Source organism: Kushneria sp. AK178, assembly GCF_053903105.1.
The window spans coordinates 735,526-749,642 of record NZ_CP096381.1 but is presented as its reverse complement, the minus strand read 5'-3'; the positions used below and the strand labels follow the sequence as shown (position 1 = coordinate 749,642).

Below are 14,117 nucleotides of genomic sequence, written 5' to 3'. Positions count from 1 at the left end.
GACCGATGACAAAGGGCCCCGCCGTCCGGCGGGGCCCTGCCTTCAACGCTCGGGTGTAAAGCTCGGCGGATCGCTGGCGGGAAAGCTCTCCTGCATCGCCTCATCCACGTGGCCGATATCGCTGTCGATGGCCGGGTCGGCATCCCAGAGATGCGCCCCCTGGTCCACGCTCAGCCGGTCATCGTCACGCAGCATGTCGGTCGCGACCCAGACATGCTTGCCATCCTCATCGGCCAGCCTGAGGTACTCGCCCTCTTCGGCCGCCACCCTGCCGAGCCGATGGCCGCGGGCATCGTATACGTCACGTCCCTTCTCGATCGTCATGATGAATGTGCCTCCTGCACGCTGGAACATGAATGGCCAATGCCTTCTGTTGGCCTCTCACAAGTCTGGCACTGACTGGCGGTAACCACCGTCACAATAGTGTTGATTTATATTGATCGATGCCATCAGGACAGCCCATGATGGTATCCGCCTACCAACCAAACAGACTTTATTACGCAGCGTTACACCCGAAAGGCGACTTTCCTGTCCTCGGTTAAATCTCGATTTGTATCGAATGCGTATCCTGATAAGCACGCTATTTTTTGATGTGCTTCAGGAGGAAACACATGGCCAGTGAAAAGGACGCCATGATCGAAACACTGATCGATTATCTGGATCAGCACGAGCAGATCCTGACCACGGCGGAGTCCTGTACCGCCGGTCTGATCCTGTCGGAACTGGCCAGCGTTCCCGGGTCGGGGCAGTTCATCGACAGCGGCCTGGTGGTCTACTCCCCCGAGGCCAAGCAGCGCTATCTGCATATCGATGAAGCGGTCTTTGAACAACACTCGCTGACCAGCGAGACGATGACCAGCGAGATGGCCAAGGGGGCGCTCAACAATACGCAGGCCACCATTGCCGTGGCCAATACCGGCATCGCGGGCCCTGCGCCGTCCGATGACGGCACCCCGGTCGGCACCGTCTGCCTTGCCTGGGCCTTTCGTACCGATAACGGCAATCATGTCTTTTGTGAAACCCGGCAGTTTGACGGCAATCGCAATGAGGTGCGCCTGGCGGCGGCCCGCCATGCGCTGTCAAGCATCAGCCAGTATCACGGCCGGTGTTGATCTGATACCGCCGAGACATCATCGGAATTTTATCGCCATCGATTTCCGGCTACGCTGTCGGTAATTCTCCATTCACTGCACGCAGGATGATGATCGCCCATGACCACCCAGCAGCAGATTATTGACGCCCTCGATATCGAACAGGACTTCGACGCGCAACAGGAAGTGGAACGACGCATCGACTTTCTGGCGCGCTATCTGGAAGACACCGGTACGCAGGCCCTGGTCCTGGGGATCAGCGGCGGCGTGGATTCCACCACTGCCGGACGCCTGTGTCAGCTTGCCGTGGAGCGCGTTCGCGAACGCGGCGGGCAGGCAACCTTCTACGCCATGCGCCTGCCCTACGGTGAGCAGCATGATGAAGACGACGCCCAGACGGCCATCAATTACATTCGGGCGGACAAACAGCTGGACGTCAACGTCAAGCCCTCGGCGGACGGCATGCTCGAAAGTCTCGAACAGGGCGGTCTCGAGTTCGATGACAAGCATCAGCGCGACTTCGTTCATGGCAATGTCAAGGCGCGCGCTCGCATGATCGCGCAGTACGCCGTGGCCGGGCGTCACAACGGTCTGGTGGTCGGTACCGATCACGGCGCCGAGGCGGTCATGGGCTTTTTCACCAAGCACGGCGATGGCGCCTGTGATGTTACGCCGCTGGCCGGCCTTCACAAGCGCCGGGTACGCGCCCTGCTCAGCGTGCTGGATGGTCCCGAGGCGCTGGTCAACAAGGTACCGACCGCGGACCTGGAGTCCCTCTCCCCCGGGCGTACCGATGAAGATGCCCTGGGGGTGAGCTACGACACGATCGATGATTTCCTGGAAGGCAAGGCGGTCGATGACGAAGCGGCGCAGCGCATCATCAGCACCTATGACCGCACGGCCCACAAGCGCGAGCTGCCGCGCGCGCCGTAAGCTTCCCTGATACTGAAATCCCGATGCGGATGGCATGTTTGGGCGCCCGCGACTTGACGCGGAGCGCTCAAGCATCTGAGATAGCCTCTCACGCAAGGAGGCACACATGCATCAAGAGGATTCCCCGTCAGACGATCGCACCCGGGACGATCGCTATCCACCGGCCAACAGCTGGGCCGATCAGCCTCGCGGCGATGCCCCCGAGGAGGACAAGCACCGTCGCCGACAGGATATCCCGCGCTGGCGGGAGCAGTTCTACCTCGTCTGGGACCTGATCATCATGGTGCTGGTGTCGGCCAGCCTGCTGCTGATCCTGTTTGATACGCTCTACATGACCGGCCCCTTTCGCGCCATGCTGGGCGCCATTTCGCCGTCGCTTGAACAGGGCGGGGCCTGGCTGAATGCCAATTTCGAGACCATCGATCTGTGGTTTGTTGCCGTTTTCGTGCTCGATGTGCTGGGCGGCTGGGCCTTTGCCATCTGGGAGAAGCGCTACCACCGCTGGTTCTTCTATCCGTTCGTCCACTGGTACGACGTGCTCGGCTGCATCCCGGTCGGTGGTCTGCGCATGCTGCGTGTCCTGCGTGTCATCGGGCTCTTGATCCGGCTGCAGCGCACGCGCCTGATCGACATTCGTACCTGGGGCATCTATCGGTTTTTCTACAAGTACTACGAAATCGTGCTCGAGGAGCTCTCCGACCGCGTCATCGTGCGAATGCTGACCGATGTGCAGGAAGGCTTTCTGTCCAAGGGCAATCTGTCGCAGCGCGTGACCAATGAAGTCCTGATGCCCCGCAAGCAGCAGCTCATCGATGACGTCTCCGTTCGCGTCCAGCGGGTGCTGGGCGAAAGCTATGCCCATCACCGCGACGACATCAACACCTGGGTCAGCGGATTGATTCACCGCGCCGTGACGGAAAACCCCACCATTCGCAGCCTTCAGCGTCTGCCCATGGGGGCGCAGGTGGTCGAGGCCATGGACGAGGCGATGGCCGATGTCACCAGCCGTCTGATCCGGGAAGCCGTCATCGGTATCCGGTCACCGGATTTCCGCTCACTGATCGAAGAGCTGGCCGATCGCACCATTTCCCGCAGCGTGCCCGCCAGCACCAGCGACTATCAGGCGCTCGAACAGGTCCTCGTCGAGGTGCTGGATGTGCTCAAGGATGAGGTGAAGGTACAGCGCTGGAAGGAGCGCTACTACTAGCAGGAGAGAAGACTGCGACGGCGCTACGTCGCAGTCGTTGCGTCGCGTCGTCGCCAGTACAATAGCGGGATGCCCAGCGCCACGATCGCAACCCCGATCACGCCGCCGACCCCGGCATTGAGCAGGCTGGCGTACACCAGCCCGGCACAGACCAGACAGAACAGGATCGGCGTAACGGGATAGAGCGGCACGCGAAACGCCTGCTCGCCGCCAACGCCCTCTCTTTGTCGCAGCACCAGCAGCGACAGGCCGACCAGCAGCAGAAAGCCCCAGAAGACCGGTGCCGTATAGTCCACCATGGCCTCAAAGCCGTCGCGATGCAGATCGCCCAGCGCCACCAGACAAAGCGACAGGATGCCCTGTACCACCAGCGCATTGGCCGGGTTGTCACCGCGCTGGCTCCACATGCCCAGTCGCTTCAACGGCGGCAGATCACGTCCCAGTGCATAGTAGACGCGTGCGCCGGTAAAGAGCGTCGCATTGAGCGTGGAGAGCGTGGCGGCAATGACGATCCCCGTCATGACCAGCGCCCCGGTATCACCCAGAATGGCCTGCATCATGTGTGATGCCACGGCATCACTGTCGCGCAGCCCCTCAAGGCCCAGCACGCCCAGATAGCTCAGATTGATCAGGGTATACAGCACGATCAGCAGTACCGAACCCAGCACCAGCACGCGGGCCATATCACGCCGGGGGTAGCGCATGTCGGCCGAGAGATAGGCCGCCTCGTTCCAGCCGCCGTAGGTGATCAAGACAAACACCATGGCCATGCCCAGCGTCGAAAGACCCTCGCCCAGCGGCGCGCTGCTGCGCTGGGACAGGGTATGCCCCTCCATGCTGCTCAGCCCCAGCACGATCACGCCCAGCATCAGCGCCACAATGACCAGGGTAAACAGGCGCTGAACCAGGCGCCCCTGGCGGGTACCGGCCACGTTGATCAGCGTAAAGAGTGTTATGGCGGCACCGGCATAGAGTGCCGGGCCGTGCTCGCCCAGCGAGAAGAGGGTGCTGGCATAATCGCCGAACACAAAGGCCACGGCGGCGATGCCGCCGGTCTGGATGACCGTGCCGCGCGCCCAGCCAAAGAGGATCGCCATTCGCTGACCCAGGGCGCGGGAGAGAAAATGGTACTCGCCGCCGGCATCGGGGTAGCGCGAGGCCAGCTCGGCGTAGCACAGCGCCCCCACGAGCATGACGGCGCCGCCGGCCAGCCACACCCCCAGAAAGGCCCAGCTGCTGTCGACATGGCCGGCCACCAGCGGCGGCGTACGAAAGATCCCCACACCGATCACCACCCCCATCATGATGGCGACGGCATCGGGTACTCCCAGATAGCGACGCACGCCGGTCGCGGCGCTCGTGCTCATGAAGGATCAGGACGCACGATCGGCCTGCCAGTCAGGATCCACCGGCTCTCCCGGGCCCTCCAGCGCGTCGACGGCCTCGATGCCCTCGATGCGATCCCCTGTCACACGGCCATGGAAGCGCTGCTCGCGCTCGCCGTAGGCCAGGGTAAAGGCGATCCGGTCGCCCAATAGCCGAGCGTTCCCCACGGTCACGGCCTGATCACCGCGCTGCGCGATGCCGCGAACTTCCTGATAGCGCTGCGACAGCGTCAGGGTGATGGGCGTCTCTCCCTGCATCACCTGCCACTCCCCCTCGATCCGGGCGGGCACATGCCAGAGATAGACGGTGCGGCCATCGATGGTGCGCTGCTCGTCGGATGACCAGTTCCCCATGTCAAAGGCGTGCGACACCACCCGCGTGCCCGGCGCCATGTCGGTCAGGATTTTCGGGCGCAGCTGCTGGTTGATGGTCGGCAGCAGATAAAGCGTCAGCACGTCGGCATCGGCAATGGGCGTGTCGAAGAGATCTTCCCGGCGAAATTCGACCCGGTCGGTCACGCCTTCACGCTCGGCATTGTCATTGGCCTCGCGAATGCGTTCGGGGTCGATATCCACCCCCAGCACATCGGCGCCCCGCTTCGCGGCCGCAATAGCAATGCGCCCGTCGCCGGAGCCCAGATCGATCACGCGATCGCCCTCGCTGACCTCGCCCATCTCCATCATGCCTTCCACGACCGACTCGGGGGTGGGCACATAAGGGACATCAAGCTCGACGCTGGCGGCGGTTTCGACGTTGTCGGCGGCCTGCTGCTGTGCCTGGACCAGCGATGCCGGGCCCAGCGTGCTCAACAGCAATCCGGCGCCGATGACGGCGGGTACGGCATATTTTTTATATCCGGCAAAAGGCTTGATGGACATGACCTGCAAACTCCTTTGCAATCCGTTGGGAGGACGTTCGTGACGCCAGTGTTTATCCTGTGTCGAAACCCCGGGCCCTGCCACTATCTTCAACAGGATTTCAGCAAGGCCCAGAGGCCCCTGCCGGACCGACATCCAGGGAGGAACATCATTCAGCGGGAGAGGTGATCGGGGCGGGTCGCCATTTTCTGCAGGGTGTCATCACGTCGGATCAGGCCGTGCCATACCACGGCCAGCAGCACATGGCCGACAATCAGCACGCCCAGCGTCCAGGCCATCCAGACATGCCACTGGGCGGTCAGCTCTGCCAGCCCCGCCATCTCGCGACCGCCGCTTGTGAGCTGCGCCCCGAAGACCGCCAGCGGCTTGCCGGAGGCCCAGTTCATGGTCAGGCCCAGAAGCGGCACCAGAATCATCAACAGATACAGCAGAAGCTGGCCGAAGGCGACCAGCATCTCGGCGCCGCGGTCGTGCGGCGGGCGATTGGACAGGTTGTAGAGCCCCCACGTCGAGCGCAGTGCCACCAGCAGCATCAGCACGAAGCCGATACTCTTGTGCGTGCCCACCATGAAGGAGACCCAGGGCATGCGGCCGACCAGATTGGCCGCGATCATGCCGGCAAACTGCCACAGCAGCAGTGTCGCCATCAGCCAGTGAAAAAAACGGCTGATCCGCCCATAATATTCACGAGTATCCCGCCAGGCGATGGAAGGCACGAAAGGCTCCTTGAAACACGGTCCACGCGACACGCGCGACAGTCAGGCCTACATTAGTGCAGCGGGCTTGTCTGGTGCTGAAAAATGGCGTTGAAAGCATGCCCCTTCAGCGCCGCCAATCTGTATTACCCCAACGCCTGCCGGCCATTTCATCGGGAGCATGATGCGCCAGTTTTCAGTTTTCTCCCTGCAGCGCGGCGTCGCTGCCCTGCTCGGCCTGATCATGACCGGTCTGCTGTTGAGTGCCTGCGGCGCCCCCGCCATGGCGCCGGCTGATCTGCCCCTGCGCGAACATGCCCCGCTGGCCGGCCTTGCACACGATCAAAAGAGTCCGGGCCAGTGGCCGGACGCCCGGTGGTGGCACGCGTTTGATGATCCGCAGCTCAACGAACTGATCGAGCGCGCCATGCGCGAAGCGCCATCGCTGGACAGCGCCCGGGCCCGCTTTGAGGCCGCCTCCCGCCAGCTGGAAGGCCGTCAGGCAGACACCCGCGCGCAGCTCGAGGGCAGCGCCCGGGCCAACCGGAGCATCAGCCACACCGACCTTGACTACCCGGCGCTCGGCCTGCCGGGCTTCGAAGCCGGCAGCGCCGGCGACACTCAGCGCAGCAATACGGGGCTGGCCACCCTGTCGTTTGGCTGGGAGTTTGACTGGTGGGGCAAAAAGCGCGCCGCCATCGAATCGGCGCTCGACCAGCGCCACGCCGCACGGCTCGAACAGGCCGCCGCCGCCAGTGCCCTGCAGGCCGGCATTACCCGTACCTACATGGACTGGCAACTGCGCCAGTCCCAGCTGTCGAATCTGGCGACGCTGCTGGTCCTGAGCCGCGACAGCGTGCGCATCACCGCCCTGCGCGTCGAGCGCGACATCGAAAACCCGGCCCGGCTGGATCAGGCCCGCGAACAGCTTTCGATCCTCGAGCAGCAGCGCGCGCAGCTGGAAGGCGCTGCCCGTCTGGATCAGGTACAGCTCGCTGCCCTGATGGGCGTCTCCCCGGATCAGCTCGATGATCTCGAGCCACGGCCGCTGCCCGGGCTGGACACGACCCTGCCGCCGGACGCCGGCCTCGAGCTGATCGCCCGGCGTCCGGACATCATGGCGAGTCGCTGGCAGGTCGAGGCGGCCATGCGCGATATCGACCAGGCCCGTGCGGACTACTACCCCAACGTCAGCCTGTCGGCGCTGGCCGGCTTTTTGCGGGTGCACCCGCTGGGCAGCGGACGCAACGAGGATGTCTCGATCGCCTCGTTCGGCCCGGCCGTGACGCTGCCCATCTTCGAGGGCGGCCGGCTCGATGCCCGCTACAACGCCAGCCGCGCGCAGCTCGAAAGCGCCATTGCCGATTACAACCAGCGCGTGGTGGATGCCGCCCAGGACGTGGCCCGTCAGACCGTGACCATGAGCCGGATCGAGGCGCAGCGTGAGGCGCAGTCGCAGGCGCTTGAAAGCTATCGCCATCGCCTCGAGCTTGCCCGCGAACGCGACGCCCGCGGCGTCGAGGACCCGCGCGCGCTGATCGAGGCGCAGCAGGGCCTGACCCGGGAACGGATGAACCGGCTGGCGCTGGAGGGCGAACTGCTGGCTACCCGAATTCAGCTGATTCATGCCCTGGGCGGGGGCTATCATGGGCGCGCGCCCGAACGCGACGCACGCTACCTGACGACTGGAAGTGCCACCGATGGCTCATGACGCCACCCCGACGACCGATCCCGAGCAATCAACCCGCGATGACGCCCCGGTGTCACGCAAAAAGCGCAACCTCATCCTGCTCATTATTGCGCTGGTGTTCGCGCTGGCCGGCCTTGGCTGGTATCTGCTGGACGCGCTGGTGCTCAGCACCCGGGTCATTACCGATGACGCCTATGTACAGGGCGACCAGGTCAACGTCTCCGCGCAGATCAACGCCACGGTGACCGCCATCAATGTCGAGGACACCGAGCCGGTCGAACGCGGCGAGGTGCTGCTCGAACTCAACGACAGCGACACCCGCAACGCCCTGGATCAGGCCGCCGGGCAGCTGGCGCAGGCCGTGCGCCGCTATCGTCAGCAGCGCGCTCAGGCCGTCCAGCTGGATGCGGCCGTGGTCACGGCGCGAGCACAGTTCGAACGCGCCCGCGACGAGTATCAGCGCCGCAAGCCGCTGCTGGCGCAGCGTGCCGCCTCGAAGGAAGAGGTCGACAGCGCCCGGCGGCAGTTCAATGCCGCTCAGGCACAGCTCGAACAGGCCCGCGCCCAGGCGCGTGCCGCCCATGCCCTGATCGACGGCAACGACCTCTGGCATGACCCGGGGGTGCAGCAGGCGCGCGCCGCCTACCGCAACGCCTGGCTGGCCCAGCAGAGAACGCAGGTGATTGCCCCGGTCGACGGCTTCGTTGCCAGCCGCCAGGTGCAGCTGGGCCAGAGCGTGCAGGCCGGTCAGCCGCTTCTGACCGTGGTACCGCTGCATGAACTGTGGGTGGAGGCCAACTTCAAGGAGACCCAGCTGGGGCGGGTTCGCATCGGTCAGCCGGCCACCGTCACCACCGACTTCTACGGCTCGGACGTGGTCTATCACGGCCACGTGGCCGGCCTGTCGGCCGGCACCGGCGCGGCATTCTCCCTGCTGCCGGCCCAGAACGCCACCGGCAACTGGATCAAGGTGGTACAGCGCGTGCCGGTGCGCATCACGCTCGACGGCGACACGCTCGACTCTCATCCGCTGCGGATCGGGCTGTCGACCTATACCCGTATCGACCTGAACGATGATGTCGATGGCCCCATGCTGGCTGCGGCCCCCAGGGTGCGTTCGCCGCAGCACACCGAGGTGTTTGAGTCGCGCCAGCAGCAGGCCGATGACGCTGCCCGGGCGATTATTCGTGACAACGCCGGCGAGCTGCTCGACAGCAACGCCGACAACGCCACCCCATGAGCGATACGGCCACCGCCCCCGGCGAGTCAGCGGCACTGCCGCCCCTGCGCGGCATCAAGCTGGTGCTGCTGACGCTGGCGATGGGGCTTGCCACCTTCATGGAGGTGCTGGACATCTCCATCGTCAATGTCTCGGTGCACACCATTGCCGGCGACATGGGGGTCAGTACCAGCGAGGGTACCTGGGCGATCAGCGCCTATGCGCTCTCCAGCGCCATCGCCCAGCCCCTGACCGGCTGGCTGGCGCGACGCTTTGGCGAGGTGCGACTGTTTTGCACCTCCATTTCGCTTTTTATCGTGTTCTCTGCCCTGTGCGGAATGGCCAACAGCATGCTCATGCTGGTGGTCTTTCGCCTGTTCCAGGGCGCGGTCTCCGGGCCACTGGTGCCGCTGACCCAGACCATCCTTTTGAAGAATTACCCGAGCGAAAAGCGCAGCATGGCCATCGGGCTGTGGGCGATGACGGTAGTGGTTGCCCCCATCTGCGGCCCGATACTGGGCGGCTGGCTGACCGACAACTACGCCTGGCCGTGGATTTTCTACATCAACATCCCGGTCGGCATTCTCTCGCTGGTGCTCAGTCTGTGGCTGTTGCGCGGCCGCGAGTCAAAAACCACCCGGGTGCCGGTGGATGTTATCGGCCTGGGCCTTCTGATCGTGGGCGTGGGCGCGCTGCAGTTCATGCTCGACAACGGCAACGACCACGACTGGTTCGCCTCGCCGATGATCGTGACGCTGGGCATCACGGCGCTGGTGGGGATTACCTTTCTGGTGGCCTGGGTATTGATGCACCCTCGACCGGTGGTCAATCTGCGCCTGTTCGGCCAGCGCAACTTCGCCATCGGCACGCTGTGTCTGTCACTGGGCATGTTCGCGTTTTTCGGCAACACCGTCATTACCCCCAACTGGGTGCAGCAGGTGATGGGCTACAACGCCACCTGGGCCGGTCTGGCCGTGGCCCCCATCGGCATTCTGGCACTGTTCATGTCGCCGCTGGTGGGCCGGTTTCAAAACCATATCGACCTGCGCGTTCTGATCACCTTCGGCTTCGGGGTGTTCGCCTTCTCCTCTTTCTGGGCGGCAGGCTTCAACAACCAGATTGCCTTTGGTGATCTGGCGATGCCGCGGTTGGTGATGGGCGCCGGCGTGGCGTTCTTTTTCGTGCCCATCAACCAGATCATCTTTGCCGGTCTCCGGGACGATCAGATCGCGGACGCCTCGGGCCTTTCCAACTTCTGCCGGACGCTGGCCACCAGTATTTCCACGGCGGTGTCGGTCACCCTCTATGACCACCGCAGCATCTATCACCATGCGCGCCTGACCGAATCGGTGGTGCCCGGCAGCCCGGCGACCGAGCACTATCTGGATCAGCTCGGCACGCTGGGTCTGCAGGATCAGCGCGCTTTTGCATTGATGAACGAGGTCGTCAACGCTCAGGCCGCTACCATGGCCTTCAACGATGTCCTTTGGCTGTTCGGCATGCTCTTTGTGCTGGCCATCGGCCTGATCTGGCTGGCGCGCCCACCCTTCCCCGCCGGTGGGCCCATGCACTGACCTTATCGGGCTTCTGTTCGATTTCTATTAAGCAATAATTCAGTTCATGTACCAGACTGTCATCAGCCGACTATCCTTGGTGCTGACGCTGCCGACACTTCCCCGCCCGGCAGAAGCAACACAGGCGACGAGCGTCGCCCTCCCCGCGGGCCGTTCCGGGCTCGTCAGTACCGTCTGTCATCTTTCAACCGTATTGGCATGGAGGCCATCATGGTGAAAAAGCACATCGCGCACGAGAGCAACGACCGGGTTTACGGCAGTCAGGACGAGGGCACGTCGCCCGGCGGCGGCTGGCTGGCGCTCAAGGCCGTCCAGGATCACATGTTCCGCCAGCAGGTACCCTTTGTCGGCAACCGATTGATGCTGTCAATGAACAAGCATCTCGGTTTCAAGTGTCCCAGCTGCGCCTGGCCCGACCCGGTCAAACCGGCGATGGCCGAATTCTGCGAAAACGGCGCCAAGGCAGTGGCCTGGGAGGCGACCCGCAAGCGGGTGCGCCCGGAATTTTTCGAACGCCACACCGTCACCGAGCTCTCTGACTGGAGCGATCACGAGCTGGAAAGCCAGGGGCGTCTGACCCACCCCATGCGCTACAACGCCGGCACGGACAGGTACGAGGCGGTCAGCTGGGAAGACGCCTTTCGCGAGATCGGCGAGGAGCTGCGAAGCTATGAGGACCGCTGGCGGGTGCAGCTCTATACCTCGGGTCATGCCCCCAACGAGTCGGCCTTCATGTTTCAGCTCTTCGGGCGCATGTACGGCATCAACAACTTCCCCGACTGCTCCAACATGTGCCACGAGACCACCACGGTCTCGCTGCCCGACAGCCTGGGCGTGGGCAAGGCCACGACCACGCTGGATGACTTCGACCACACCGATGCGGTCTTCATCTTCGGCCAGAATACCGGCACCAACAGCCCGCGCATGATGGGTAACCTGCACGAGCTGGTGAACCGCGGCGGCGCGGTGGTGACCTTCAACCCGCTGCGCGAAAAGGCGCTGGTGCGCTTTGCCGACCCGCAGAGCCCGAAGGACATGTTGAGCCCGGCCGGCACGACCATCAGCTCGCAGTATCACCAGGTGCGCATCGGCGGCGATATTGCCGCCATCCAGGGCATGTGCAAGGTCGTCATCGAGGCCGATGACCGGGCCCGCGCCAACGGCGACAAGCGGGTTCTGGACCATGAATTCATCGACGCCCATACCCACGGGCTCGACGCCTTTGCCGATCACTGCCGCGCACTGGACTGGGACCGCATCGAGCGCCACTCGGGGCTCACGCGTGACGCGATCGAGCAGGCCGCCGATGTCTACATGAACGCCGAGCGTGTCATCTGCTGCTGGGGCATGGGCATTACCCAGCAAAAGCACGGTGGCGACGGGGTGCAGCAGATCGTCAACCTGCTGCTGCTGCGCGGCAACATCGGCCGGCGTGGTGCCGGGGCCTGCCCGGTGCGCGGCCACTCCAACGTACAGGGCGATCGCACCGTCGGCATCTACCAAAAGCCCACCGAGCAGTTTCTGAGTCAGCTCGACAGTGTCTTCGATATCCAGTCGCCGCGGCGCCACGGCGATGATGTCGCCCAGTGCTGCGAATCGATCATGAACGGCGGGGTGGACGCCTTCATCGGTCTGGGCGGCAACTTCTTCCGCGCCATTCCCGATATCGAGCGCGTGGCCGAGCAGACGCTCAACAAGCTGAAGATGACCGTCCAGATCTCGACCAAGCTCAACCGCAGCCACCTGATTCACGGCAAAAAGGCCTTTATCCTGCCGTGTCTGGCGCGTACCGAGAAGGACATTCAGGCCGGCGTGCTGCAGACCGTGACGCTCGAGGACGGCATGAGCAACGTCAACGGCTCCACCGGCCAGATCGAGCCGGCATCGAAACATCTCAGGTCCGAGGTGGCGATCATTGCCGGTATTGCCCGCGCCACCCTGGTCCCGCACACGAAGGTCGACTGGGAGTGGCTCAGCGAGGACTATTCGCGCATCCGCGATCGCATCGAGGCAGTCTTCCCTGACATGTTCAGGGACTACAACGCGCGCGTGGGCACGCCCGGCGGCTTTCATCTCTACAACGCCGCCCGCGAGCGGGTCTGGAATACCGAAAGCGGCCGTGCCAACTTCCTGTTCCCGGGCAATACGCTGGATTCGAGCATGACCACGCCGGATGCCGACCACTTCCAGCTGATCACGACGCGCGGCCACGACCAGTTCAACACCACGGTCTATTCCCTCGATGATCGCTACCGCGATGTCTACGGCACGCGCATGGTCGTCATGATGAATCCGGCCGATATCGAGCGCCTCGGCCTTGAAGAGGGCAACCTGATCGAGTTTCGCGCCGTCACGGAAGACGGGATCGAGCGGCGGGCGGCAGGCTTTCGCGTCATGCCCTATGACGTCCCCGAGGGCTGCGCGGCGGCCTACTATCCGGAAACCAACGGGCTGATTCCGATCGCCAACCGGGACGAGCGCAGCCACACCATCGCCGCCAAGTCGGTGCCGGTGACCATCCATCTAATGGATACCGAACAGGTCCAGCAGCAGACCGGTCTGCTCGCCACCGCCTGATCGCATCCGCCGATCCGTGATCGACAGTGCCCCGCCATTCACGTGGCGGGGCACTGTCACGTGACATTGCCAACGCCTTAAGGATGGCCCTGAAGGCTTGTGCCACAATATGCTTATGCACCCTGTCTCAACCGATCACGGAGACGATGCCATGATGACCGTCTACGGCGACTATCGCTCGGGCAACTGTTACAAGGTCAGACTCACCCTGGCCCTGCTGGATATCAGCCACCGCTGGTTCGATGTCGACTTCCTGACCGGCGAGACCCGCAGCGACGATTTTGCCACCCGCAATCCCGCCCGCCGGGTGCCCATGCTGGAGCGGCACGACGGGCGCACGCTGGTCGAATCCAACGCCATTCTCTACTACCTGGCCTGCAACAGTGCACTGGTCCCCGACGATGACTTCGACCGCGCCCGCATGCTGCAGTGGATGTTTTTCGAACAGCATCGTCACGAGCCCTCACTGTCCGTGGCCCGGTTGATTCACTGGTATCAGGGGGACCCGAGCGAGCGGCTTGAAGAGCTGGTGGCCCGCCAGGAAAACGCCCGTCAGGCGCTGGATATCATGGAACAGACGCTGAGCCTGCAGCCCTTTCTGGCCGGTGACACGCTGACGCTGGCCGACATCGCGCTGTTTGCCCATACCCATATCGCCGACCAGGCCGGCCTGCTGCTGCTGGACTGGCCACATGTCGTGGACTGGTGCGGACGTATCGAGGAGATTCCCGGCTTTGTCTCGATGCAGGACATCCCGGATGAGGACACGCTGACGTCGATCACGTAACGTACGAAAAGCGGTGTCTTGCAGACGCCGGCCCCTCAAGCAATGATGATGTCAGGCGATAATGCCAGTAGCCATCAGCG

12 protein-coding genes are annotated in these 14,117 nt (G+C 63.7%); 8 read left to right on the top strand and 4 right to left on the bottom strand.

Translation table 11 applies throughout. The features are described 5' to 3' along the window. Positions 1-42: 42 nt before the first annotated feature. Entirely contained in the window at positions 43-324 is a 282-nt protein-coding gene (locus M1D97_RS03380; RefSeq protein ID WP_456269348.1) for a hypothetical protein, read from the bottom strand. A gap of 287 nt (positions 325-611) precedes the next feature. Here M1D97_RS03380 and M1D97_RS03375 point away from each other — a divergent pair, with 287 nt between their 5' ends. The 3 genes from M1D97_RS03375 to M1D97_RS03365 all read left to right on the top strand — a co-directional run bounded on the left by M1D97_RS03375 (position 612) and on the right by M1D97_RS03365 (position 3,231). Continuing rightward, entirely contained in the window at positions 612-1,112 is a 501-nt protein-coding gene (locus M1D97_RS03375; RefSeq protein ID WP_456269347.1) for a CinA family protein, read from the top strand. Between the two features lie 99 nt (positions 1,113-1,211). Beyond that, entirely contained in the window at positions 1,212-2,024 is an 813-nt protein-coding gene (gene nadE, locus M1D97_RS03370; protein WP_456269346.1) for an ammonia-dependent NAD(+) synthetase, read from the top strand. 106 nt (positions 2,025-2,130) lie between these two features. Then, positions 2,131-3,231: an ion transporter gene (locus M1D97_RS03365; protein WP_456269345.1), complete on the top strand. Its 1,101-nt coding sequence runs from the start codon at positions 2,131-2,133 to the stop codon at positions 3,229-3,231. Positions 3,232-3,254: 23 nt separating this feature from the next. Here M1D97_RS03365 and M1D97_RS03360 read toward each other — a convergent pair whose 3' ends face one another. The 3 genes from M1D97_RS03360 to M1D97_RS03350 all read right to left on the bottom strand — a co-directional run bounded on the left by M1D97_RS03360 (position 3,255) and on the right by M1D97_RS03350 (position 6,211). Then, positions 3,255-4,598 carry an APC family permease gene (locus tag M1D97_RS03360; RefSeq protein WP_456269344.1) on the bottom strand — a complete coding sequence of 448 codons (1,344 nt, stop codon included), beginning with the start codon at positions 4,596-4,598 and terminating at the stop codon, positions 3,255-3,257. A 6-nt stretch (positions 4,599-4,604) separates the two neighbouring features. Then, entirely contained in the window at positions 4,605-5,495 is an 891-nt protein-coding gene (locus M1D97_RS03355) for a methyltransferase domain-containing protein (protein ID WP_456269343.1), read from the bottom strand. 152 nt (positions 5,496-5,647) lie between these two features. Next, positions 5,648-6,211 (bottom strand): cytochrome b, encoded by a 564-nt coding sequence (locus tag M1D97_RS03350; protein WP_456269342.1) that lies wholly within the window; start codon positions 6,209-6,211, stop codon positions 5,648-5,650. 163 nt (positions 6,212-6,374) lie between these two features. Here M1D97_RS03350 and M1D97_RS03345 point away from each other — a divergent pair, with 163 nt between their 5' ends. From M1D97_RS03345 to M1D97_RS03325, 5 genes are all read left to right on the top strand, one after another. Continuing rightward, entirely contained in the window at positions 6,375-7,901 is a 1,527-nt protein-coding gene (locus M1D97_RS03345) for an efflux transporter outer membrane subunit (RefSeq protein WP_456269341.1), read from the top strand. Beyond that, positions 7,891-9,120, top strand: coding sequence for an HlyD family efflux transporter periplasmic adaptor subunit (locus M1D97_RS03340; protein ID WP_456269340.1), 1,230 nt, complete (start codon positions 7,891-7,893; stop codon positions 9,118-9,120). The genes M1D97_RS03345 and M1D97_RS03340 overlap by 11 nt, the downstream gene beginning before the upstream one ends. Beyond that, complete coding sequence (locus M1D97_RS03335; protein ID WP_456269339.1) at positions 9,117-10,673, top strand: DHA2 family efflux MFS transporter permease subunit; 1,557 nt, start codon at positions 9,117-9,119, stop codon at positions 10,671-10,673. The genes M1D97_RS03340 and M1D97_RS03335 overlap by 4 nt, the downstream gene beginning before the upstream one ends. 210 nt (positions 10,674-10,883) lie before the next feature. Continuing rightward, a complete protein-coding gene (locus tag M1D97_RS03330; protein WP_456269338.1) occupies positions 10,884-13,250 on the top strand; it encodes an FdhF/YdeP family oxidoreductase in 2,367 nt (788 codons plus the stop codon). A gap of 151 nt (positions 13,251-13,401) precedes the next feature. Next, on the top strand, positions 13,402-14,037 hold the full coding sequence (locus tag M1D97_RS03325; protein WP_456269337.1) for a glutathione S-transferase family protein: 636 nt from the start codon (positions 13,402-13,404) through the stop codon (positions 14,035-14,037). Positions 14,038-14,117 lie beyond the last annotated feature (80 nt).

Coding starts and splice junctions, on each gene's coding strand:
- M1D97_RS03380 (WP_456269348.1), bottom strand. CDS start 324: ATGACGATCGAGAAGGGACGTGACGTATACGATGCCCGCGGCCATCGG.
- M1D97_RS03375 (WP_456269347.1), top strand. CDS start 612: ATGGCCAGTGAAAAGGACGCCATGATCGAAACACTGATCGATTATCTG.
- nadE (WP_456269346.1), top strand. CDS start 1,212: ATGACCACCCAGCAGCAGATTATTGACGCCCTCGATATCGAACAGGAC.
- M1D97_RS03365 (WP_456269345.1), top strand. CDS start 2,131: ATGCATCAAGAGGATTCCCCGTCAGACGATCGCACCCGGGACGATCGC.
- M1D97_RS03360 (WP_456269344.1), bottom strand. CDS start 4,598: ATGAGCACGAGCGCCGCGACCGGCGTGCGTCGCTATCTGGGAGTACCC.
- M1D97_RS03355 (WP_456269343.1), bottom strand. CDS start 5,495: ATGTCCATCAAGCCTTTTGCCGGATATAAAAAATATGCCGTACCCGCC.
- M1D97_RS03345 (WP_456269341.1), top strand. CDS start 6,375: ATGCGCCAGTTTTCAGTTTTCTCCCTGCAGCGCGGCGTCGCTGCCCTG.
- M1D97_RS03340 (WP_456269340.1), top strand. CDS start 7,891: ATGGCTCATGACGCCACCCCGACGACCGATCCCGAGCAATCAACCCGC.
- M1D97_RS03335 (WP_456269339.1), top strand. CDS start 9,117: ATGAGCGATACGGCCACCGCCCCCGGCGAGTCAGCGGCACTGCCGCCC.
- M1D97_RS03330 (WP_456269338.1), top strand. CDS start 10,884: ATGGTGAAAAAGCACATCGCGCACGAGAGCAACGACCGGGTTTACGGC.
- M1D97_RS03325 (WP_456269337.1), top strand. CDS start 13,402: ATGATGACCGTCTACGGCGACTATCGCTCGGGCAACTGTTACAAGGTC.